This window comes from Kitasatospora sp. NPDC001664 (assembly GCF_053596675.1).
Genome location: NZ_JBSFGS010000004.1, coordinates 105,922 through 126,992 on the forward strand (window position 1 = coordinate 105,922; position 21,071 = coordinate 126,992).

Below are 21,071 nucleotides of genomic sequence, written 5' to 3' on the forward strand. Positions count from 1 at the left end.
AATGCGGGCGGCCGATAATCGGGAGATAACATCCCGTCAGAACAGGCGTTATCCGGTCGCTGACCAGGTCAGATCAAGCTAGCGGGGGCCCTAGAACATGCGCTTCGGACTGCTCGGCGGTCTGCTCGCCCAGGACGCGGACCGGGACTGTCCGGTCCGGGGACTCAAGGCCCGTACCCTGCTGGCGGTCCTGCTCCTGAACGCCGGTCAGCCGGTCTCCCTGGACCGGCTGACGATCGCCCTCTGGGCCGAGAACGCGCCGAGCACCGCCGAGCAGTCACTGCGCAACCTGGTCGCCAGGCTGCGCAAGGCCCTGGGCGACGAGGAGGGCGAGCGGCTGCGGGCCGTCCGCGCCGGTTACCTGCTCCGGGTCGCTGACGAGGAGCTGGACACCAGGCTGTTCGAGGAGGCCGTCCGACGGGCCCGGGCCGCGCACGCGGCGGACGACCCCGTACGGGTCCTGGCCGAGACCGCCACCGCCCTCGGCCAGTGGCGCGGCACGCCGCTCCTCGACCTGCCCGAGCTGGCCGCGGACTTCCAGCCGCAGTGCGAGCAGTGGGAGGAGGACCGGCTCCAGATGCTGGAGTGGCGCTTCGGGGCCGAGCTCCAGCTGGACCGTCCGCAGGCGGTGGTGGCCGAACTGACCGGCCTGGTCGGCGAGCACCCGCTGCGGGAGGCGTTCCACGGACAGCTGATGCTCGCCCTGCACCGCAGCGACCAGCGGGCCAAGGCCCTGGCGGTCTACCAGCGGCTGCGCCGCACCCTGATCGAGGAGCTCGGCATCGAGCCGGGCCCGGCCCTGCGCGAACTGCACCAGCTGGTGCTGAGCGAGGAGCCCTCCGCCCCCGAGCCCTCCCGCCCCACCACCCCTCCCTCAACTCCCTCCGCTCCCACCCCCCGCGCCGTCCTCGACCAACTCCCCTCCGCGCCAATGCACTTCGTCGGCCGCGCCGAACCCCTCACCGCCCTGCGAGACGCCCTGCTGCGCGACACCGGACGCGCGCGGTACGCGGTGGTCAGCGGCATGGCCGGGGTCGGCAAGTCGGCACTCGCGGTGCACTGCGCCCACGCGCTGGCCGAGCACTTCCCCGACGGCCGGCTCTTCCTCAACCTGCGCGGCGCGACCTCCGGCCTGACACCGCTGACCACCCATCAGGCCGCCACCGCCCTGCTGGGCGGCCTCGGCGTCGACCCCGGCACCGTCCCCGCCGACCCGGAGGCCGCCGCCGCCCTGCTGCGCGGCACCCTCGCCCCCACCAGGACCCTGCTGGTGCTGGACGACGCCGCCGGGCTCGCCCAGGTCCGCCCGCTGCTTCCGGCCGGCCCCGACTGCGCGGTCCTGCTGACCAGCCGCTCGCCGATGCTCACCCTCGAAGGCGCGGCACACCTCCGCCTCGCCCCGCTGAGCGAGGCGGAGAGCGTCGCCCTGGTGGCCGTCGCCTCCGGCCGCACCTCCGCCGACCGCGAGGTGGTGACCCTCGAGCAGGGCGACCTGGCCCGCCTGGTGGGCCTCTGCGGCCGGCTCCCGCTCGCCCTGCGCATCGTCGCCGCCCGCCTCGCCGCCCGCGACGCGCTGCCCGTCCGCAGCCTGGTCGCCCAACTCACCGACCACGAGGACCGGCTCGACCAGCTGGAGCTCGACGACCTGAGCATCCGTCAGTCCCTCGCACTGGCCCACCGCGTCCTGCTCGACTCCGAGCGCCGGCTCGACCGGCGCGCGGCCGACGCCCTGCTCGCGGTCGGCTCCCTCAACCTGCCCGAGTACTCGGCCGCCCAACTGGCCGGGACCCTGGGCACCAGCCGGGCCCAGGCCGCAGCCGCCCTCGACCGCCTGGTGGACGTCGCCCTGCTGGACGAGATCCGGCTCGACCGCTTCGCCCCGCACGACCTGGTCCGCGACTTCGCCCGCGAACTGGCCGAGGAGAGCGGACGCCGCCCCGAACTGGCCTCCGCCGCACTCCGCTGGTACGCCGCCGAGGCGGGCCGTTCGGCCCTCGCCCTCGCCCCGGAGCTCCACCACCACCGCCGGCTCCCCGGCGGGGACGGCTCCCCCGACGAGGAGACCGCACTCCTGTGGGGCGACGTCGAATGCGTCAACCTGGTCCCCCTGGTCGAACAGGCCGACCGCGAGCAACGGGACTCCTCGTCCCTGCTCACCCTGGTCCAGGCCCTGCTCCCCTACCTCCGCGCCCGCGGCCGGACCGCCGAACTCTCCCAGCTCAACCGCACCGCCCTGACCGTCGCCCGCCGCGAGGGCAACCTGCTCGCCCAGGCACACGCCCTCGGCGACCTGGCCGGCTCCCACTTCGACGCCGGCCGCTTCGCCGACGCCCTCGACCTCATCGACCAGGCCGTCCCGCTCTGGCGAGAGCTCGGCGACGTGGTCCGCGAACAGCTCAACCTGAACAACCGCGGCATGCTCCTCCAAGCCCTCGGCCGCGACCGGGAAGCCGTCACCGCCCTCGAAGAGGCCCTCGCCCTGGCCGTCGAACGCGGCGACGCCCACAACGAGGCCCTCGCCCTGAGCGGCCTCGGCAACGTCGCCGAGAAGACCGACCCCCGCCTCGCCATCCGCCACCACAGCCGCAGCATCGAAGCGGGCCGCCGCTCCGGCACCCCCGGCGTCCAGATGGCCGGCCTCTGCAACATCGGCTGCGCCCACCTCCGCCTCGACGAACCCGCCGAGGCCCTCCAGCACTTCCGCGAAGCCCTCGCCCTCCCCGCCGGCTCCGCCCACTGGACCACCGAACGCCAGACCCGCCTCGGCCTGGTCGACGCCCTCCACCGCCTCCACCACCTCGACGAGGCCGCCACCGCCGCCCGCGACCTCCTCGACCGCACCACCACCCGCGCCGACCCCTACGGCGAGGGCCTCGCCCGCCACGCCTACGGCCTCGTCCTCCGCGACCAGGGCAACCCCACCCACGCCCTCACCCAGTGGCGCACCGCCCTCGACCTCCTGACCCCCCTCGACCCCGAGACCACCGCCGAACTCCGCACCCTCATCACCACGGCCGAGGCCGCCTGACACGCGTCAGGGCCCCTCCGCACCGTGCACGAAGGGGCCCTGACCTACATCTTCACCGTGGGCGCAGACGGTTTCGAACCGCCGACATCCGCCTTGTAAGGGCGGCGCTCTACCGCTGAGCTATGCGCCCGTGTCGCGTGCTGCCACCGTGGGGCGGCGTACGACGAGGGACAAGAGTACCTGGTCCGGGGCGTGGTCCGCCGCAGGGTTCCGGGGTATGGGACCGGAGGGGGTGCCTGGATCGTGGGGTGATCGGCGAGAATGGGGCGGAGTGCAGTGGACGGGGTAGCAGGGAGCGTGGCGTGAGCGTGGCCGGTGGCGGCTGGTGGCGGCGGGGAGACGGCCGGCGGGACGCCGCCCGGGCGGCTCGGGACGCGGCGCAGCAGGCGTTCTACGAGCTGGACTCGACCCAGCGGGAGGCCGAGCTGGCGGTGGAGACGGTGAAGGCCGCGGGGGGTGAGCAGACGGCCCGTCAGGCGGTCGCGGACTTCCAGCAGCTCGGCGCCCGAGTGAACGAGGTCACCGTCGCCTACCTGGGGGCGCTGGACGCGCAGGACCTGGACGACGAGGAGTTGGACGGCGGCGTCGCCGAGCAGGCGCGGCAGCGGCTGGGCGAGGCCGAGCGGCGGCTGACGGCGACGAAGGGGGAGCTCACCGCGTTCATGGCGCGGCTGCAGCCCGTGATCGACCAGGCCGAGAGCCGGCTGATGCGGGTGACGCCGGCGGTGGCGCAGGCGAAGCAGGCGCTGTTGGGGGCGACCACCGCCTTGGAGGAGGTGCGGGCGGCGGGGTTGAAGGCGGACGATCTGGCGGCCCGACTGGCGCAGTTGGCGCCGGAGTTGACGAAGCTGAACGAGGGCGCGGGCCGGCACGGCGTGGAGCCGACGCTGCAGCGGGCCGAGGACGTGCGGCTGCGGGCGGACGCGGTGCGGATCGCGGCGGAGCAGCTGCCGGAGAAGGCGCGGGAGATCGACCGCCGGGTGGGCAGCCTGCGGACCAGGATCCAGGCGCTGGAGACCAAGGCCGAGACGGTCGCGCCCGCCCTGAGCGAGCTGCGGCGCGGGTTCAGCGCGGCGTGCTGGCAGGACCTGCAGCAGGTGCCGGAGCAGGCGTCGGAGGCGGTGCGCACCGCGCGGGCCAAGCTCACCGAGGCGACGACCGCGCGGGACGAGCAGCGCTGGCCGGACGCGACGGCGGCGATCGGTACGGTCCGGGCGGTGCTGGACGAGGCGGACGGGCGGATCGCGGCGGTGCACGGGCGGGTGCGGCAGTTGAAGGAGGTCGCGCACGACCCGCACCGGGAGATCGAGCAGGCCCGGTTCGCGATCCGGGACGCGCAGCGGCTGGCGATGGCGGGGCGGCAGACGCCGGACCCGCGGCACGCGGCGCCGTTGGACGCGGCGGTGGCGCGGCTGGACCGGGCGGTGGCGGAGCTGGAGGAGTCCGGGCGGCACCCGGACTACTGGCACTTCCTGACCGAGCTGGCCGCGGTGAAGGAGAGCGCCGCCGGGGTGGTGGCGATGATCCGGGGCACCCACGCGTAGCCCCCCAGCAGGGTGACGGCCGTCACATTACTGGCAAGTAACTTCCTTGCTAGAGTCGCCCCATGGCACGTAAGCGCGGCAACGTCACCGCCACCACCTTCCGACGCGGCATCAACTTCTGGCCGCCGTTCCTGTTCGCCGGCATCCGGGTCCTGGCGGTCTCCGACGACTACCGCTCCGCCAAGGTCCGCCTGCGGCTGCGCTGGTTCAACCGGAACTGGGTCGGCACCCACTTCGGCGGCTCGATCTTCGCGATGACCGACCCGTTCTGGATGCTGCTGGTGATGCAGAACCTGGGCCGTGAGTACGTGGTCTGGGACGCGGCCGCCACCATCGACTTCGTCTCGCCGGGGCGCGGCGACGTCTTCGCCGAGTTCGTCCTGACCGAGGACCGGATCGCCGAGATCAAGGAGCTGACGGCGGAGGGGAAGAAGGCGCTGGTCTGGTTCGACACCGAGGTGCTGGCGGCCGACGGCACGGTGGTGGCCCGGGTGCGCAAGCAGGTCTACGTCCGGGAGAAGCGCCGCGAGGCCTGAGCCGGCGCGGAGCCCGACTTCGACGACCACGTCCGCCCTGGCGATATTGCGCGCGAACCGACAGGGGGATGACGCAGACTCGGACGCAGAGATCTTGTGATCGCGGACCGAGCATCGAAGGACGTTTCCCATGACCAACCGGCCGTTGACCCTGATGGCTGTGCACGCCCACCCCGACGACGAGGCCACCGGGACGGGTGGTGTGCTGGCGCGGTACGCGGCGGAGGGCATCCGCACCGTGCTCGTCACCTGTACCGACGGCGGCTGCGGCGACGGCCCCGGCGGTGTGAAGCCGGGCGAGCCCGGGCACGACCCGGCGGCGGTGGCGGCCATCCGGGAGGAGGAACTCCGGGCCAGCTGCGAGGTGTTGAACATCAGCCACCTGGAGCTGCTGCGCTACGCCGACTCCGGAATGATGGGCTGGCCGAACAACGAGGCTCCCGGCGCGTTCTGGCAGACGCCGGTGGCGGAGGCCGCGGGCCGGCTCGCCGAGCTGATGGAGAAGTACCGCCCGAACGTGGTGGTGACGTACGACGAGAACGGCTTCTACGGCCACCCCGACCACATCCAGGCGCACCGGATCACCATGGCGGCGGTGGAGCTGACCGGCATCCCGGCGAAGGTCTACTGGACCACCATGCCGCGCTCCGGGATGCAGAAGTTCGGCGAGGTCATGCGCGAGCTCGGCTCGGACTGGGAGGAGCCGACCCTGGACGAGGCGGTGGAGGAGGGCGCGGTGCAGTCCGACTCCCCCGAGATGCCGGAGATCGGGCTGCCCGACGAGGAGATCAAGACCTGGGTGGACACCCGGGAGTACGGCGGCCAGAAGTTCGACTCGCTGGCCGCCCACGCCAGCCAGGGCGAGAACATCTTCTTCCTCAAGATGGGTAAGGAGCGGTTCACCGAGCTGATGGGCATCGAGACCTTCGTCCGCGTGCAGGACACCACCGGGGCGCCTCTTCCCGAGGACGACCTCTTCGCCGGCCTGCGCTGACGCGGACCTCGGACACCCAAGCGGACCGCACCGTTCCTTCATCAACGTGACGCTTCCGTGAGGCAGTTGTGACCTGACCCCTTGTCAGGTGCACCATTCGTACCTACCTTCGTGGATCAGGAGCCGGCCCCACCCGGCCGGCCGCCGCGACGGTCGCGACCAGCGCCGTCGCCGGACGCGCGACAAGACCTGGAGGCGTCATGTCCACTGCCGTGATCACCGAAATCCGCGACGCGGGCCCGCTGTCGGTCGACGACGAGTTCCTCGCCTTCGAGGACGACGACCGCAGCGACCACGAGGCCACCGCCTGCCTCGCGGAGCCGTGGGTGACTGCCACCACGCGCGTGGCGTGCGACTGGAACTCCTGATCGTGGCCGGGTCCACCGCCGGCCGCCGCAGGTCCTCGGACGACACCTGGTCGTATCTGACGGACCGGCGGATGCCGGCGGTGGACCACGGCTGGAAACTGCACGTCTCGGCCCGGCCCGGCGAGCTCGACCTCGTCACGGAGCTGATCCTGCCGGTGCTGCTGCGCCACGTCTGCCACGCGAAGTGGGCCAAGGACCAGGAGACCCTGCGCAACCTCAACTCCGGTGTGCTGAGCGCGGGTTCGGTCGGCAAGGCGGTCACCGTCTACCCCGCGCCGGGGACGGTGCTCCAGCTGGCGGACGAGCTCGTCGCCGTACTGCGCGGCCGGGAGGGCCCGCAGATCGTCAGCGACCGGCGGGTCGACCCGCACTCCCCCGTCTACTACCGCTACGGCCCCTTCACCGGCGAGTACCGCACCGGCCGCAACGGCCGGCTGGAGTCCGTGATGACCGGCCCCGACGGCCGGGTCTTCGACGGGCTGGCCACCGCGGCCTACCGCTGCCCGCCCTGGGCCGAGGACCCCTTCGAGCAGCGGGCCGGGCGACGTCAACCGGCCGAGGGGAACGGCGGGTTCGGCGGCGGACGGTACCGCGTCACCGGCGGGATCGCGCGCAGGCCGCAGGGGAACGTCTACCGCGCCGAGGACCTCACCACCGGGCAGGCCGTGGTGGTCAAACAGGCGCGGGCGTACGTGGCCGAGGACGAGTCCGGCGCGGACGCCCGGGACCGGCTGCGGAACGAGCACGCGGTGCTCACCGCCCTCGACGGCGTGGCGGGCGTGCCCCGCGCGCTCGACTACTTCCGGCACCGCACCGACGAGTACCTGGTGACCACCAGTTGCGGCGACCGCGACCTGCGGCGGGAGGTCCTGCGGCACGGGCCCCGGCACGGGCGCGGGGTGGCCGAGTGGGCGGCGGAGCTGCTGCGGATCCTGGACGAGGTGCACCGGCGGGGTGTGGTGGTCCGCGACCTCAAGCCGGACAACGTGGTGCTCGACGCCGAAGGCCGGTGCCACGTGGTCGACTTCGGGATCAGCAGCCGGGACGGCGCGGGACCGGAGGGTGGCACGCCCGGCTACGGCGCGCCCACCGGGCCCGGCCAGGGGCCGGACGACGACTACTACGCACTGGGCATGACCATCGGCTTCGCCGCCACCGGACTGGATCCGGTGATCGTCGACCCGGCCCCTGCCGTGCGGCGGGAGCGGACGCTCGAAGGGCTGGCCTGGGCGCTGCCCGAGACTGAGCACCGCTGGATCCGGTCGGTGATCGGCGAGTTGACGAGCCCCGACCCGGCGGAGCGCGCCGCGGGGGCCGCACGGCTGCGGAAGGGGCCGCACCGCACGACCGGGCCGCGCCGCACGACCGGGCCGCTGCGGACGGTGGCCCGGCGGCGGGTCGAGGGCGGGCTCCTGGAGGAGATCGTCGAGCACACCGCCGCCTACTGCACCGAGGAGGCCCTGCGGATCGCGGACCCGGTGCTCTCCGCCCGCGCGAGCGTCCCGACGCCGGTCGACGTCTACGGCGGGAGCGCGGGGCTGGGGCTGGAACTGCTCCGGCACCTGCACCGGCCCGGTGTGCGGGAGGCCGTGGGCGCCTTGGCCGAGTGGACGGCGCGTCAGGCCGAGCAGCGGGAGCTGTCGCCGTCCTTCTACTCCGGCCGGGCCGGCGTCGAGCTCTTCCTCGCCGAGGCGCGCCAGGGGCGCGGGGAACTGCGCGCGGGGGAACGGCAGCACCTGCGACTGACTGACGGAGCCTCGGTTGCAGGTGAGCCGCCTTCCGATTCGCGTCCCCGGCACGACCGGTCGGTCCTGCCGGCCCACGGGGTGGACGGCGGGCCGCCGGAGGCCGATCTGATCGAGGGCGTCGCCGGCATCGGCCTCGCCCACCTGCTGCTCGACCGCCTCTCCCCCGCCACCGGCCACCGGGCCGTGGCCGCCGCCTGTGTGCGGATGCTCGCCACCGGCGAGGCCCGGCTGACGCCGGCGGCCAAGCCCCGCCCCGGGGACGCCGCGCTGCGCCAGGGCCTGGCCCACGGGGACGCGGGCGTCGCGCTCCTCCTCCTGGAGTTCGCGCACGCGACCGGCGACGAGGAGGCCACCGAGCTCGCCCGCCGGGCCTGCGCGGAGCTGGCCGCCGTCACGCCCGCCGTGATCGCGGCGGCGACGGCCCCGGGGGCGACCCGCCGCTACGGCTCCTGGTGCCGGGGGCTGGCCGGGATCGGGACGGTGCTCCTCCGGGCCGCCGACCGCCTCGGCGAACCGGAGCACCTGACACCCGCCCGCCGGGCCGCCCGCACCGCCGCCGCCCTGGCACCGCGCATGCCGCTGGTCAACCAGTGCTGCGGGCTGGCCGGGGTGGGCGAGCTCCTGGTGGACGTCGCCGTGGCCGCGCAGGATCAGGAGTACTGGGACGCGGCCGAGACCGTCGCCGCGATCATCCTGAGCCGCAGCGGGGGGCCCGCGGAGCGCCCGGTCTTCCCGGATGCCGGGCTGACGCGGCCGAGCGCCACCTGGGCCGGTGGCTCCGCCGGGGTGCTCGGCTTCTTCCGGCGCCTGCACGAGCGGGGCGGCCTCCGCCTCGGCCTGCCCGGTTGACGCCGGGACAGCGGAACTGATGCCGGGGCAGCGGAACGGAGAGACGGGCGCGGCCGTGCGGCAGCGAGTGGGTACGCTGCCGTCATGCCTCGTTACGACTTCCGCTGCCGCTCCTGCGGCGACACCTTCGAACTCAGCCGCCCGATGGCGCAGGCCGGCGACCCGGCGGTCTGCCCGCAGGGTCACCAGGACACCGTGAAGCTGCTCTCCGCCGTCGCCGTCACCGGCGCTTCGGGCGGCGGCGCCCCGCAGCAGTCCGCCGGCGGTGGCGGAGGCTGCTGCGGGGGCGGCGGCTGCGGCTGACCGGAGGTCGGCCCGCGGGGCTCAGGCGAGCGCCTGGGCCCCGGCCCGCACCTTGGCCAGGAACTGACGGACGATCTCCTCGCCCGCCGCCACGCCGATCTGGGTGAGCGCCGTGACGCCCGGCGCGGTCCAGTCGCTGTCGGCCAGTTCCCCGTGGCCGGGCCGCCAGCCGTGCTCGGCGGCCAGCAGCAGGTCGGCGTCGAGCAGGGAGTCACCGGCGGAGAGCACGGTGGCGGCGCCGACCCGGCGCTCCACCTCCGCCAGGGCGGCGCTCTTGCTCAGCGGGGCCGGCACCGCGTAGACCTTGCGGCCCTGGAGCGAGACCGACCAGCCGCGCTCGGCGCACCATCCGGTGAGCTCGGCCAGCCAGCCCTCCGGCAGCTGGGCCCGCTCGACCACCAGGTAGGCGAACAGGCCGTCGGCGACCCGCCGCTTGTGGGTCCACTCCGGATCGGCCACCAGCGCGAGGTGCTCGACCACCTCGTCCAGCGGCGAACTCCCCTCCACCAGACGGGACTTCACCTCGGCCTGCCAGTCCTTGTCCGGTACGCCGCCCACCAGCAGCTGCCCGCCGTTGGCGCAGATCGCGTACGGGGGGACCCAACCGGGCGTCGGGCCGGGCAGGTTGACCCGCTCGTACTGGGCCCGGGTGCGGGTGGTGGCGGGCACGAAGACCGCCTCCTGCACCAGCTCGACCAGCAGCCCGGCGGCCTGCTCCGTCATGAAGGAGAGCGCCTTGCCGTCGTGCACCTCCACCGAGAGCAGGCGGGGGGCGAGCCGGTCCGGCACGTCCAGGGCCAGGGCCCGGTTGGAGTAGATCAGGGTGCGGTCCAGGTCGCTGGCGACCAGGAACGGACGGTTCATCAGTGCTCCAGTCATCGGTGCGCGGCCCTTACCGCGCTGCCTGGACGGCCGTCGGGCCGTCCGTCCGTACTGCCGTGCCGTCGGCGCCGGTCGCGCCTCGGGTGTACCGGGGGTGGATCAGGCCCACGCAGGAGTACGGCAGGTCGTCCACCTCGTCGACGGGGACGCCCCGCTGCTCCGCCAGCAGGCGGACGTGCTCCAGGTCGGCGCCGGCGCCCTTGCGGGCGAGGATCCGCCAGGGCACCCGGCGCAGCAGGACCCGGGTGGTCTCACCGACGCCGGGCTTGACCAGGTTGACGCTGCCGATGCCGTACTCCTCGCTGATCCGCTCCATCCCGGCCCAGCCGGCCCAGTCCGGGGTGCGGTCCGCCGCCCCGGGCCCGGCGACCAGGTCGAGGGCGGCCGCCTCGGCGGCGGGGCGGACGGCGTCGAAGCGGGCGGCGACCGCGTCCACGAATTCGGCCGAGACGTCGGCTCCGGCCAGCTCGCGGTAGTACTTGGCGCCGTGGAAGTCGTCCGGGCCGATCAGGTCGTCCCGCAGCACGGTGCGCGAGATCAGGCCGGAGACGGTGGAGTTGAGGCAGGCGGAGGGGATCAGGAAGTCGTCCCGGGTGCCGTAGGTGCGCACGCAGCGGCCGGGGTCGGCGAGCACCGCGAGCTCGGGGTTGAAGCCGCTGCCGGCCACGGCGGCGGCGAGTTCGCGGGTGATCGCGCCCTTGCCCGTCCAGCCGTCCACGAAGACCACCTGTGCCGGGTCGTGGTGGGCGGCCAGATAGCGCAGGGCGGTCCGGTCGATCCCCTTGCCCCGGACGATCGAGACCGCGTAGTGCGGGGTGTCCAGCCCGTGCGAGGCGGCGAACCAGCGGCGCAGCAGGATGCCCACCGGCGTGCCGGCCCTGGCCAGCGAGGCGAAGACCAACTCGCGCCCGTCACCGAGCCGTTCGGCCCGCAGCAGCTCGGCGACGGTGCCGACGGCCAGGGCCATCCGGTCCACCGAGGCGGCCAGCGCCTGCCGGTAGAGCTCCTGGTACTCGGCGCTCGGCTGGTACTCGACCGGCAGCGACTCGGCGTAGTGCGCGCCGCCGGACTGCACCGCCTCCTCGCGCTCCTCGGTGGGGGCCTCCAGGGCCACCTCGGAGAGGTCCTTGAGCAGCCAGCGGACGTCCGAGGCGGGGTAGGAGGAGAAGCCGGGGCCGTGCAGCGGGGCGGGGAGGTGCATGGGAGAGCCTTCGGAGGACGGAGCGTTGACCGGCAGGACGGCGAGCACCACCCGGTCGGTGACCAGGCGGAGTTGGGGCAGCAGGCCCCGGTGCAGCTCGGCGGTGTCGGCGGGGCCGTCCACCACCAGGACGATGGCGTCGAAGCGGCCCGAACCGTCCGCGCCCGGCGCCACGTTGTAGGCGTAGCGCTCGCCGGGGCCGTCGGCCGGGTCGTCGTGGGCGGGGAAGGCCAGCCGGGTGCGGATCGCGTAGCCGGGGTGGTCCACGGCCAGCACCGGGGAGCGGGTGGTGGTGGAGAACCGGACCTCGGCCTCCAGCACGTCGTCCAGCGCACCGGCGATCCGCAGCGGCGCGTACATCAGCTCCTCGAAGCCGAGCACCAGAACCCGCTCGGCCCCGTCCAGCGAGGGGGCCAGTGCGGCGGCCAACTCCGGCAGAGCAGCGGACAGTCGACTGGCATGAGCGGGCGAGAATCCATGCCGCCCGCCCTCCGGCAGCCCGGCCGGCCAGGGCAGCGCGACCCGGCTCACGGGCGCGGGGGAGCCGGCCGGCGGCGCGGCCGGGGCGGCGGCCGCGATCAGCTCCGCCGCCCGCCCCAGCACGTCGTCCGGCAGCTCGACGCCGCCCGAGGCGGTGGCCACCACGTCCAGCCGGGCGCCCAGTTCGGCCGCGGCGGCGGCCAGCACGGCGCGGTCCGCCTCGGTGCGCAGGTCCACCAGCGCGACCACCACGTAGTGGCTCCGCGGGTGCCGGGCGTGCAGGGCGCGGACGGTGTTGAGGACCGTGCGCCCGGTGGAGAACTCGTCGTCCACCAGGACCAGCGGACCGTCCCCGCGCAGGAAGTCCGGGTCGGCCGGGAGCAGCAGGTGGGAGGTGGCGTGCGAGTGCTCCTCCTCGAAGCCGCCGACCGGGGCGACGCCCGCCACCGGCCGCCGGGTGGAGTGCAGGTACGGGGCGCCGAGGCCGTCGGCCACGCTGTGGCCGAGCGCCGTCGCGGTCTCCGCGTAGCCGAGCACCACCGCCCGCGAGGCGGCCTCGTCCCCCAGCAACTCCCGCACCCGCAGGCCGAGTTCGAGCCCGGCTCCGTGCACCACGGCGGGCCGCTGCGGCACGTGCTTGCCGAGCACCCGGGAGACCAGCAGGTGGGCCCGCTTGGGGTTCTCCCGCAGCGCCAGGCCGATCAGCCCGGGCAGCTCGGGCGAGCCGGTGAGCCGCAGCCCGAGCCGCTCGGTGACCCACTCGCCGGACCACACGGCCGCCTCACCGGACCACGCGCCGGCCTGTGCCTGATTTCCCTGCTGAACTGCCAAGACTCCTGCTTCCGTTGTGCATGTGACGCGAGACCGCGAGCTCAGGGGCAGAGGCTCGCCCCGAGCAGCTCGGCGAAGCTGACCTCCGGCCGGGCCACCCCGAAGACCTGGGCCCGCAGCAGCACCCGCTCGGCCCAGGCCCGGTGCGGCTTGGCCTCGTTCATCTTGTTGGTGTACGCCGAGCGCAGCACCCCTCCCCCGCCCAGGCTCTGCTGGAGGATGTCCTGCGCGTCGGAGTACTCCTCGTGGGTGACCACCGAGAGCGCGTGCACCGCCGGGACGTGGCTGGGGTGGATGCAGGTCTTGCCCAACAGGCCGTTGGCGCGGTCGAGTTCGATCTCGCGGAGCAGCCCGTCCAGGTCGTGCTCGATGATCCGCTGCCGCAGCGCCTCGGCCGGCGGCTGGGCCTCCACGAAGGGGGTGCGGCGCAGCTGCGGCTTGAACATCCGCTCCTGCACCGGGAAGTACTCCCAGACCGGCCCGGTGACGGTGTACCCGGTGCCGTCGGCGCGGCCGAGCACGTTCACCACGTCCCCGATCACCCCGGCCACCAAGGCGACGTCGTAGGCGGTCAGGTCGGGCGAGCGGCGCAGCCCGTACGCCGAGCAGAGGTCGGTGACGCCGAGCCGGACGGCCAGCACCCGCTCGCGGTGCTTCTCCAGCAGCCGGGATATGCCGAACAGCTGGTCCCGGCGGCTCTCCAGGTGGGCCAGCTCGGGGGACTCCAGCACGGGCATCGCGAAGAGCCGCTGCCCCGAGCTCTCCGAGGCGGCCGCCAGCGCCTCCAGGAAGGGCCCGCCGCTCTCCTCGGTGAACTTGGGCAGCACGTACCCGGAGACCAGCGCGGCGGCCGGGCCGAGGCGCGCGGTGAGGTCGGTGACCTGCTCGGGGGTGCGGACCCGGACGAACAGCAGCGGCAGACCGGCCCCGCCGTCGGCGTGCAGCTGCGCCAACTGGGTGACGAGGTTGGCCTCCGCCGCGACCACCTCGTGGTCGGCTATCGCGTCCTCCAGGCAGAGCACCATCGAGACCACGCCCTTGGCCGCCTGCTTGCGCACGTCGGCCGCCAGCGCGGGCCGGGTGGCGGGGCTGTAGAGGGTCGCGCCGAGCGCGGTGGAGAGCAGCTCGGCGGGGCTGTCGCGGTGGAACTCCCCGGGCTGTTCCAGGAAGAGCCGGCCGCGGTCGGCTGCGGCGAGATGGCCGAAGTGGCGCATGGTGCTCTCCCGTGGGGCGCTGAGGTGGGTGGCGTGGGCTTCTCTGGATAGACGGACGGGCCGTCCCGATGGTTCGCAGGACGGCTCGGGGCCGCCCGTGGGAGGGCGGACCGGAACGGTGGGAGGTCGGGGAAGGCCGGGCGCCGATGCGACGGTGGGTCGGCGTGCCGTAGGCGGCCCATGGTACGGGTGATTCCGATCTTCCTGACCACCTGAAACGTCGAATTCTCGGAAGATTACCGTCCGCGTCACATCTCGCCACCGTCCCGGAACGGGCCCGGGTTGACAGCCGCGTTGTCCACAACGGTCGGGAAGCGGCAGGATGGTCCGTCATGACGCACCTGATGGCCAAGGGGGCCAACATCTCACTGGCGGCCGCCGGCGTCCGCGCGGTGCTCCGCTGGACCACCGGTCCGGGCGCGCCGGACGTGGACGCCTCGGCGCTGCTGGTCGGCGCGGACGGGCTCGTCCGCACCGACGCCGACTTCGTCTTCTACAACCAGCCCCGGCACCCCAGCGGTCTGGTCCGCCACCTGCGCAAGCAGAGCAGCGGGGAGGAGGTGGCCGACACCGTCGAGGTCGAGCTGTCCCAACTCCCGGCGGACGTCCACCGGGTGGTGCTGGCCGGCTCCGCCGAGGGCGGCCCGGTCTCGGTCCTCGACGACCTCCGGATCCAGCTGCACGACATGGAGGCGCCGGCCGGCACCCCGCCGATCGCCGAGTTCGTGCTCACCGACGTCGAGGAGGTCACCGCCCTGGTGGCCGCCGAGCTCTACCGCCGCGGCGGCGGCTGGAAGTTCCGCGCGATCGGCCAGGGCTACGCCAGCGGCCTGGTCGGGCTGGCCACCGACTACGGCATCACCGTGGAGGACGGGGCCGCCCACGCCCCCGCGGTGCCGCCGACCGTGCACACCCTGGAGACGCCCGCCACCGCCCCGGAGCCGGGCACCTACACCCTGATCCCGGCGGCGCCCCAGCAGCCCCAGCAGCAGGTCGCGCAGCAGCCGCAGCAGCCCGTGACCCCGCCCCCGCCGCCGTCCTACCGCCCGGACTACGGCTACCCGCCGCCGTTCGCGCTCCCGCCGCAGGGGCCGCAGTTCCAGCCGCGGCCCTGAAGCCCCGCCCCTGAAGCCTCAGCCCTGCGGGGTGTCCGCCTTGTAGCCGCGCTGCCACTGCATCCCGAACCCGTACAGCCGGTCCAGGTCGGACTGGAAGCCGTGCACGTACCGGACCTCCCGACGGACCGTCAACTGGCCGTCCCCGGTGTTCTCGATCAGCACCACCGCGCACGAACGGGCCGCCGCCGCCCGCTCGTCCAGCTTGATCTCCAGCCGGGGGCCGGTCTGCGGCACGATCGTCACGGTCGCGTGCGTCCGGTCGAAGGCCGGGGTGTCGTCGTAGATGTAGACGAAGATGAGCAGCCGCCGGAACTGGTCCTTCTTCTCCAGGTTGATGTACATCGTCTCGCCGGACGGCGCCCCGTAGACGTCGTCCCCGCTGAGCTTGATGAACGGCGGCTTCTGCAGGTCGCCGAAGTACTTGCCGAGCGGCTGCACCACCCCCCGCGTCCCGTCGGTGAGTTCGTACATGCAGGCCAGGTCGAGGTCGACGTTCAGCTGCGGCCGGGAGTGGCTGTCCGGCTCCATCGGGCGCAGGATGCTGGGGCTGAACAGCCGCCGCAGGGTGGAGCCGCCCGCGCCGGCCGCCTCCGCGGTCCGGGTGGTCCAGTGCAGGTTGACGTACAGGTACCCCGTGGTCGCGGCCGGGCCGGTGAGGGCGTGCTGCGGCTGCGCCTTGGTCAGGGTGATCTTGTACTGGTTCCCGGTGTCGAAGCCGGTACGGTCCTTGCGCAGGTAATCCCAGAACGAGACCATCCGTGTGTCCCTCCCCCAAGCGGCCAGCCAAACCTACCGGACCAGTACCCCGATCGGGGGCGGAAGACCCCGCGTGTCACTGTCGCCGACGGATAGTCACCTCCCGTACCATGCACGACTTCTGGGCACGGTATCGTTCCCCCGCACACGTGTACCTGCCGTCCGTACCCCTCCGTACCCGGACGGCTGACCCGACCTGCGGAAGCCGAGGCCCACGCCCCCGATGAACCTCTCCTCCATACAACTGGTCTGGGCCGTAGTCGGCGGCGCGGCCCTGCTGTTCACCGCACTGCTGGTCGCAGCGCTGCGGTTCAAGAACAACTCCGTCAAGACCGACGAGACCTCCGACTCCTGGGAGCGCAGCGAGGAGCGGCGCCGCCGCAAGGAGATGGTCTACGGGATCTCCTCCTACGTGCTGCTGTTCTGCTGCGCGGGCGTGGCGGCGGCCCTCTCCTTCCACGGCCTGGTCGGCTTCGGCAAGGAGAACCTCGGCCTCTCCGGCGGCTGGGAGTACCTGGTGCCGTTCGGTCTGGACGGCGCCGCGATGTTCTGCTCGGTGCTCGCCGTCCGCGAGGCCAGCCACGGTGACGCCGCGCTCGGCTCCCGCCTGCTGGTCTGGGTCTTCGCCATCGCCTCCGCCTGGTTCAACTGGGTGCACGCGCCGCGCGGCGGCGGCCACGACGGCGCCCCGGAGTTCTTCTCGGGCATGTCGATCTCGGCCGCGATCCTCTTCGACCGCGCGCTGAAGCAGACCCGCAAGGCCGCCCTGCGCGAGCAGGGCCTGGTGCCCCGCCCGCTGCCGCAGATCCGCATCGTGCGCTGGCTGCGCGCCCCCCGCGAGACCTACGCCGCCTGGTCGCTGATGCTGCTGGAGAACGTCCGCAGCCTGGACGAGGCGGTCGACGAGGTGCGCGAGGAGCGCCAGGCCAAGATGGACGCCAAGCTGCGCGCCCGCAGCGCGGACCGGCGCGAGCGCGCCGAGCTGAAGGCGATCTCCCGCTCCTCCGGCGGCGTGCTGGGCCGCGGCCGGGGCGGCCGCCAGGTGCCCGCGCTCACCTCGGGGGCCGGCGACGGCCAGGCCGCTACGGAGCCTGCGCTAGACGATGACCCCATGACGAAGGTCGGCCCCTCCGCCCTGGAGCCGGCCGCGCTGAACCCGGGCCGCCGCCCGCGCGCCGCGGTGGAGTCCTACTCCTCCTCCGTCGACCTGACCACCGAGGACGACACCCTGTCGATGCCGAAGCTGGACACCTTCGACACCCTGGAGCGCAAGCTCCGGGCGATCGAGCAGCGCCTCGGCTGACGCACCACCAGCAGGTACGCCGAAGGCCCCCGGTCCGCACGGACCGGGGGCCTTCGGCGTACTGACGGCGGATCAGGAGGACGGGGCGTCCTGCAGCTCCGCCTCCTTCTTGTTCCGGTACACCGAGGAGGCGAACGCCGCCGCGATGAAGGCGACGCCGATCAGGCCTGTGACGATCTCCGGGATGTGGTACTCGATCCCGACCAGCAGGATCACCGCCAGCACGCCGATCGCGTAGTGCGCGCCGTGCTCCAGGTAGACGTAGTCGTCCAGGGTGCCCTTGCGGACCAGGTAGACGGTGAGCGAGCGGATGTACATCGCGCCGATGCCCAGGCCCAGCATGATCATGAAGATGTTCTGGGTGATGGCGAAGGCGCCGACCACGCCGTCGAAGGAGAACGACGCGTCGAGGACCTCGAGGTAGAGGAAGAGGAAGAACGCGGCCCGGCCGCCGACCTGGACGATCGACTTGCCGGACTTCTCGGCCTCCTCCTCGGCCTCGGCGTCCTCCTCCAGGCGGTTCTCGAAGACGCTGGAGAGGCCGTTCACGGCCAGGTAGGTGGCCAGGCCCAGGATGCCCGCGAGCAGCACCGTCTCGGCGTTGTCACCGGCGAACAGGTTGGCCGCCACCGCGATGGTGATCAGGGCGATCAGCGAGGAGAACGCGTCCAGCTTGCCGATCTTCTCCAGCGGGCGCTCCAGCCAGCCCAGCCAGTTGAAGTCCTTCTCCTCCAGGATGAAGTCGAGGAAGATCATCAGCAGGAAGATGCCACCGAAGGCGGCGATGGCCGGGTTGGCCATCTCCAGGTACTCGCCGTAGGTGTGACCGTCGAAGGTCTTGCCCTCGTTGAGCGCGAGGTCGATCACGGTCATCGGGCCGAGGTGGGCGGTCAGGCCGACCACCAGCAGCGGGAAGACCAGCCGCATGCCGAAGACCGCGATCAGGATGCCGACCGTCAGGAAGATCTTCTGCCAGTACGGGTTCATCCGCTTCAACACGGTGGCGTTGACCACCGCGTTGTCGAAGGAGAGGGAGATCTCCAGGATCGAGAGGATCAGCACGATGCCGAAGCCCTCCCACCCCCAGAGCAGGCCGGCGGCGACCAGGCCGGCGGCGGTGATGCCGAACGACCAGCCGAATGTACGGAGGACCACGGAAGTTGACTGCCTTTCGAAACGGGTTGGGTGCGGGCTGCCGCTACTGGACGTTGACGCCGAAGTCGAGCGCGATGCCCCGCAGGCCGGAGGCGTACCCCTGGCCGACGGCGCGGAACTTCCACTCGCCCTGGTAGCGGTAGAGCTCACCGAAGATCATCGCCGTCTCGGTGGAGGCGTCCTCGGAGAGGTCGTAGCGGGCGATCTCCTGACCGTCCGCGGTGTTCACCACCCGGATGTAGGCGTTGGAGACCTGGCCGAAGTTCTGCAGCCGGGTCTCGGCGTCGTAGATCGAGACCGCGAAGACGACCTTGTCGATGGTGGCGGGCACCAGCTCCAGGTTGACCACCACGACCTCGTCGTCACCGTCGCCGTCACCGGTCAGGTTGTCGCCCTGGTGCTCGACCGAGCCGTCCGGGCTGCGCAGGTTGTTGTAGAAGACGAAGTGCGCGTCGTCCGGCACCCGGCCGCCGGCGCAGAGCAGCGCACTGGCGTCGAGGTCGAAGGCGGCACCCGTGGTCGAGCGCGCGTCCCAGCCCAGGCCGATGTGGACCTGCGTCAGGTTCGGCGCGGCCTTGGTCAGCGAGACGTTGCCGCCCTTGGCCAGCGAGACACTCATGTACTTCCTCCCAGTCCCCCGTCACCGGGGCTACTGCCACGGCCGGCGCCCCACCTCAGGGGTCGTGAACCCCCCAGGTGTACGCCCCCGCAGCCCGTTCCGGGCCGTTGCGGCCCGCTGAACTTGCTGAACTCTCGTCAGCCCCCGCCGCCCACAACGGCGAAGGCCGGGGTCGGACGGAGCAGTGCAGCTCCGTCCGACCCCGGCCTCCCAGCCTATTCACCCCGCGGGGGCGTCACACAGGCACCCCGAGAACCCGGGCGGAGCGTCAGACGTTGACCCCGAAGTCCTGGGCGATGCCGCGCAGGCCCGAGGCGTAGCCCTGGCCCACGGCACGGAACTTCCACTCCGCGCCGTTGCGGTACAGCTCGCCGAAGACCATGGCGGTCTCGGTCGAGGCGTCCTCGGAGAGGTCGTAGCGGGCGATCTCGGCGCCGCCGGCCTGGTTCACCACGCGGATGAAGGCGTTGCGGACCTGGCCGAAGTTCTGCTGGCGGTTCTCGGCGTCGTAGATCGAGACCGGGAAGTTGATCCGCTGCACGTCGGCCGGGACGCCGGCCAGGTTGACCTTGATCTGCTCGTCGTCGCCCTCGCCCTCGCCGGTGGTGTTGTCACCGGTGTGCTCGACGGAGCCGTCGGCGCTCTTGAGGTTGTTGAAGAAGACGAAGTTGCCGTCCGAACCGACCTTGCCCTGGTCGTTCAGGAGCAGCGCGCTGGCGTCCAGGTCGAAGTCCGTGCCGGTGGTGGTGCGGACGTCCCAGCCGAGGCCGATGATGACGGCGGTCAGACCGGGCGCCTCCTTGGTGAGCGAGACGTTGCCGCCCTTGCTGAGGCTGACACCCACGAGGTCCTCCAAATGCGCTGATGGTGTTTCACTTCTCCCAACGGCCCGATCGTAGTGCCGGGTTCCCCTCGTCGGGCAGTGACGGGACCGGCCCGGCCGACTTTCGTCGGACCGGGCCGGTGCCTCAGCGCTGGCGGGGCGTCAGAGCGCGTCCACCGCGGCCAGGTACGCCTGCTCGTCGCGGGCGTCCGGGAGGCCGTTGACGACCGACCAGCGGACCACGCCCTCCTTGTCGATGACGAAGGTGCCGCGCACCGCGCAGCCCTTCTCCTCGTCGAAGACGCCGTAGGCCCGGGAGACCTCGCCGTGCGGCCAGAAGTCCGAGAGCAGCGGGTACTCCAGGTTCTCCTGCTCGGCGAAGACCCGGAGGGTGAACGGCGAGTCGTTGGAGACCGCGAGCACCTGGACCGCGTCGTTCTGCAGGCGCGGCAGCTCCTTCTGGATCGCGCAGACCTCGCCGGTGCAGACACCGGTGAACGCGAACGGGTAGAAGACCAGGACCACGTTCTTCTCGCCGCGGAAGTCGGAGAGCTTCACGAGCTCGCCGTGCTGGTTCTTCAGCTCGAAGTCCGGAGCCTGGGTGCCTACCTCGATGGCCATCCGGCCCTCCCTCTGGTTCGAAATCCACGGCCGCCGCACCGACCGGGGCGGCCACACCGGCATCCTCGCATCCGATCGGGCCGGTTCCGCCGTACGAGTGAGCCGAGTTCGCCGAACCCACCCCGATTTCGCCCTGGGTGAACACGGGGCTGGACGGCCGGCACAAGCCTGGGCCGGAAACGGACGGGCCCCGCTGGAGCTTCCTCCAGCGGGGCCCGTCACGGGTGCTTCCCGGGTCAGCGCTTGCCCTGCTTCGCGGCCTTCGGGGTGGCCAGGCGAGTGCCCGCCCAGTCCTTGGCGATCGCCACCGAGCTGGTCTGCGAGAGGCCGGCGGTCCGCGCCGCGTCGGCGATCTCGTCCGGCTTCACGTAGCCGTCACGGCCGGTCTTGGGCGTCAGCAGCCAGATCAGGCCGCCCTCGGCCAGGTACTCCAAGGCGTCGACGAGGGCGTCCGTCAGGTCCCCGTCCTCCTCGCGGTGCCACAGCAGGATGCCGTCGGCGACATCGTCGTAGTCCTCGTCGACGAGCTCCGTACCGGTGATGTCCTCGATGCCCTCGCGGAGATCCTGGTCAGTGTCTTCGTCGTACCCGAGCTCCTGGACGATCTGGCCCTCTTCGAAGCCGAGTCGCTGCGCCGGGTTGGACTTGTCCGCGGGGTCCGCGGTCGCGCTCACGGGAATAACCTCCAGTATTCGGCT

Annotated in this window: 18 protein-coding genes and 1 tRNA gene; 9 read left to right on the plus strand and 10 right to left on the minus strand. The window is 72.8% G+C overall.

What is annotated here, in order from left to right; all coding sequences use genetic code 11:
* The first annotated feature begins 97 nt into the window (after positions 1-97).
* Complete coding sequence (locus ACWCYY_RS07510) at positions 98-3,028, plus strand: AfsR/SARP family transcriptional regulator (RefSeq protein ID WP_449795420.1); 2,931 nt, start codon at positions 98-100, stop codon at positions 3,026-3,028.
* A gap of 58 nt (positions 3,029-3,086) precedes the next feature.
* On the opposite strand, the gene ACWCYY_RS07515 is transcribed toward ACWCYY_RS07510, so the two are convergent.
* Positions 3,087-3,158 (minus strand) — tRNA-Val (locus tag ACWCYY_RS07515).
* Between the two features lie 172 nt (positions 3,159-3,330).
* Here ACWCYY_RS07515 and ACWCYY_RS07520 point away from each other — a divergent pair.
* From ACWCYY_RS07520 to ACWCYY_RS07545, 6 genes are all read left to right on the plus strand, one after another.
* Positions 3,331-4,572, plus strand: a complete 1,242-nt coding sequence (locus ACWCYY_RS07520; protein WP_449795421.1) for a hypothetical protein — start codon at positions 3,331-3,333, stop codon at positions 4,570-4,572.
* 62 nt (positions 4,573-4,634) lie between these two features.
* Complete coding sequence (locus ACWCYY_RS07525) at positions 4,635-5,108, plus strand: DUF4442 domain-containing protein (protein ID WP_345287625.1); 474 nt, start codon at positions 4,635-4,637, stop codon at positions 5,106-5,108.
* Positions 5,109-5,238: 130 nt separating this feature from the next.
* On the plus strand, positions 5,239-6,102 hold the full coding sequence (locus tag ACWCYY_RS07530; RefSeq protein WP_449795422.1) for a PIG-L family deacetylase: 864 nt from the start codon (positions 5,239-5,241) through the stop codon (positions 6,100-6,102).
* 200 nt (positions 6,103-6,302) lie between these two features.
* On the plus strand, positions 6,303-6,470 hold the full coding sequence (locus ACWCYY_RS07535) for an SflA family class IV lanthipeptide (RefSeq protein WP_345287628.1): 168 nt from the start codon (positions 6,303-6,305) through the stop codon (positions 6,468-6,470).
* The gene (gene lanL, locus ACWCYY_RS07540) at positions 6,452-9,067 is read left to right on the plus strand and encodes a class IV lanthionine synthetase LanL (RefSeq protein ID WP_449795423.1); all 2,616 of its coding nucleotides are present in this window, start codon (positions 6,452-6,454) and stop codon (positions 9,065-9,067) included. The genes ACWCYY_RS07535 and lanL overlap by 19 nt, the downstream gene beginning before the upstream one ends.
* An 84-nt stretch (positions 9,068-9,151) precedes the next feature.
* Positions 9,152-9,370, plus strand: a complete 219-nt coding sequence (locus ACWCYY_RS07545; RefSeq protein ID WP_449795424.1) for an FmdB family zinc ribbon protein — start codon at positions 9,152-9,154, stop codon at positions 9,368-9,370.
* A gap of 21 nt (positions 9,371-9,391) precedes the next feature.
* On the opposite strand, the gene ACWCYY_RS07550 is transcribed toward ACWCYY_RS07545, so the two are convergent.
* From ACWCYY_RS07550 to ACWCYY_RS07560, 3 genes are read right to left on the minus strand one after another with little or no spacing between them, the layout of a single operon-like run.
* Positions 9,392-10,234, minus strand: a complete 843-nt coding sequence (locus ACWCYY_RS07550; protein WP_449795425.1) for an HAD family hydrolase — start codon at positions 10,232-10,234, stop codon at positions 9,392-9,394.
* A gap of 28 nt (positions 10,235-10,262) precedes the next feature.
* Complete coding sequence (locus tag ACWCYY_RS07555; protein ID WP_449795426.1) at positions 10,263-12,764, minus strand: phosphoribosyltransferase; 2,502 nt, start codon at positions 12,762-12,764, stop codon at positions 10,263-10,265.
* 41 nt (positions 12,765-12,805) lie between these two features.
* The gene (locus tag ACWCYY_RS07560) at positions 12,806-13,978 is read right to left on the minus strand and encodes an HpcH/HpaI aldolase/citrate lyase family protein (protein WP_345285085.1); all 1,173 of its coding nucleotides are present in this window, start codon (positions 13,976-13,978) and stop codon (positions 12,806-12,808) included.
* 332 nt (positions 13,979-14,310) lie between these two features.
* Between ACWCYY_RS07560 and ACWCYY_RS07565 the strand changes: the two genes are divergently transcribed.
* The gene (locus tag ACWCYY_RS07565) at positions 14,311-15,093 is read left to right on the plus strand and encodes a TerD family protein (protein ID WP_345285083.1); all 783 of its coding nucleotides are present in this window, start codon (positions 14,311-14,313) and stop codon (positions 15,091-15,093) included.
* Between the two features lie 18 nt (positions 15,094-15,111).
* On the opposite strand, the gene ACWCYY_RS07570 is transcribed toward ACWCYY_RS07565, so the two are convergent.
* The gene (locus ACWCYY_RS07570) at positions 15,112-15,852 is read right to left on the minus strand and encodes a TerD family protein (RefSeq protein WP_345285081.1); all 741 of its coding nucleotides are present in this window, start codon (positions 15,850-15,852) and stop codon (positions 15,112-15,114) included.
* 223 nt (positions 15,853-16,075) lie between these two features.
* Here ACWCYY_RS07570 and ACWCYY_RS07575 point away from each other — a divergent pair, with 223 nt between their 5' ends.
* Positions 16,076-17,155, plus strand: coding sequence for a DUF2637 domain-containing protein (locus tag ACWCYY_RS07575; protein ID WP_345285079.1), 1,080 nt, complete (start codon positions 16,076-16,078; stop codon positions 17,153-17,155).
* Positions 17,156-17,227: 72 nt separating this feature from the next.
* Here the strand turns inward: ACWCYY_RS07575 and ACWCYY_RS07580 are convergent, their stop codons facing one another.
* The 5 genes from ACWCYY_RS07580 to ACWCYY_RS07600 form a co-directional block, all read right to left on the minus strand.
* Positions 17,228-18,310: a DUF475 domain-containing protein gene (locus tag ACWCYY_RS07580; protein WP_345285077.1), complete on the minus strand. Its 1,083-nt coding sequence runs from the start codon at positions 18,308-18,310 to the stop codon at positions 17,228-17,230.
* Positions 18,311-18,353: 43 nt separating this feature from the next.
* Positions 18,354-18,929, minus strand: coding sequence for a TerD family protein (locus ACWCYY_RS07585; RefSeq protein ID WP_345285075.1), 576 nt, complete (start codon positions 18,927-18,929; stop codon positions 18,354-18,356).
* Between the two features lie 268 nt (positions 18,930-19,197).
* Positions 19,198-19,773 (minus strand): TerD family protein, encoded by a 576-nt coding sequence (locus tag ACWCYY_RS07590; protein WP_345285073.1) that lies wholly within the window; start codon positions 19,771-19,773, stop codon positions 19,198-19,200.
* Positions 19,774-19,914: 141 nt separating this feature from the next.
* Positions 19,915-20,373 (minus strand): peroxiredoxin, encoded by a 459-nt coding sequence (locus ACWCYY_RS07595; RefSeq protein WP_345285071.1) that lies wholly within the window; start codon positions 20,371-20,373, stop codon positions 19,915-19,917.
* Between the two features lie 236 nt (positions 20,374-20,609).
* A complete protein-coding gene (locus ACWCYY_RS07600; protein ID WP_345285069.1) occupies positions 20,610-21,047 on the minus strand; it encodes a DUF3052 domain-containing protein in 438 nt (145 codons plus the stop codon).
* Positions 21,048-21,071 lie beyond the last annotated feature (24 nt).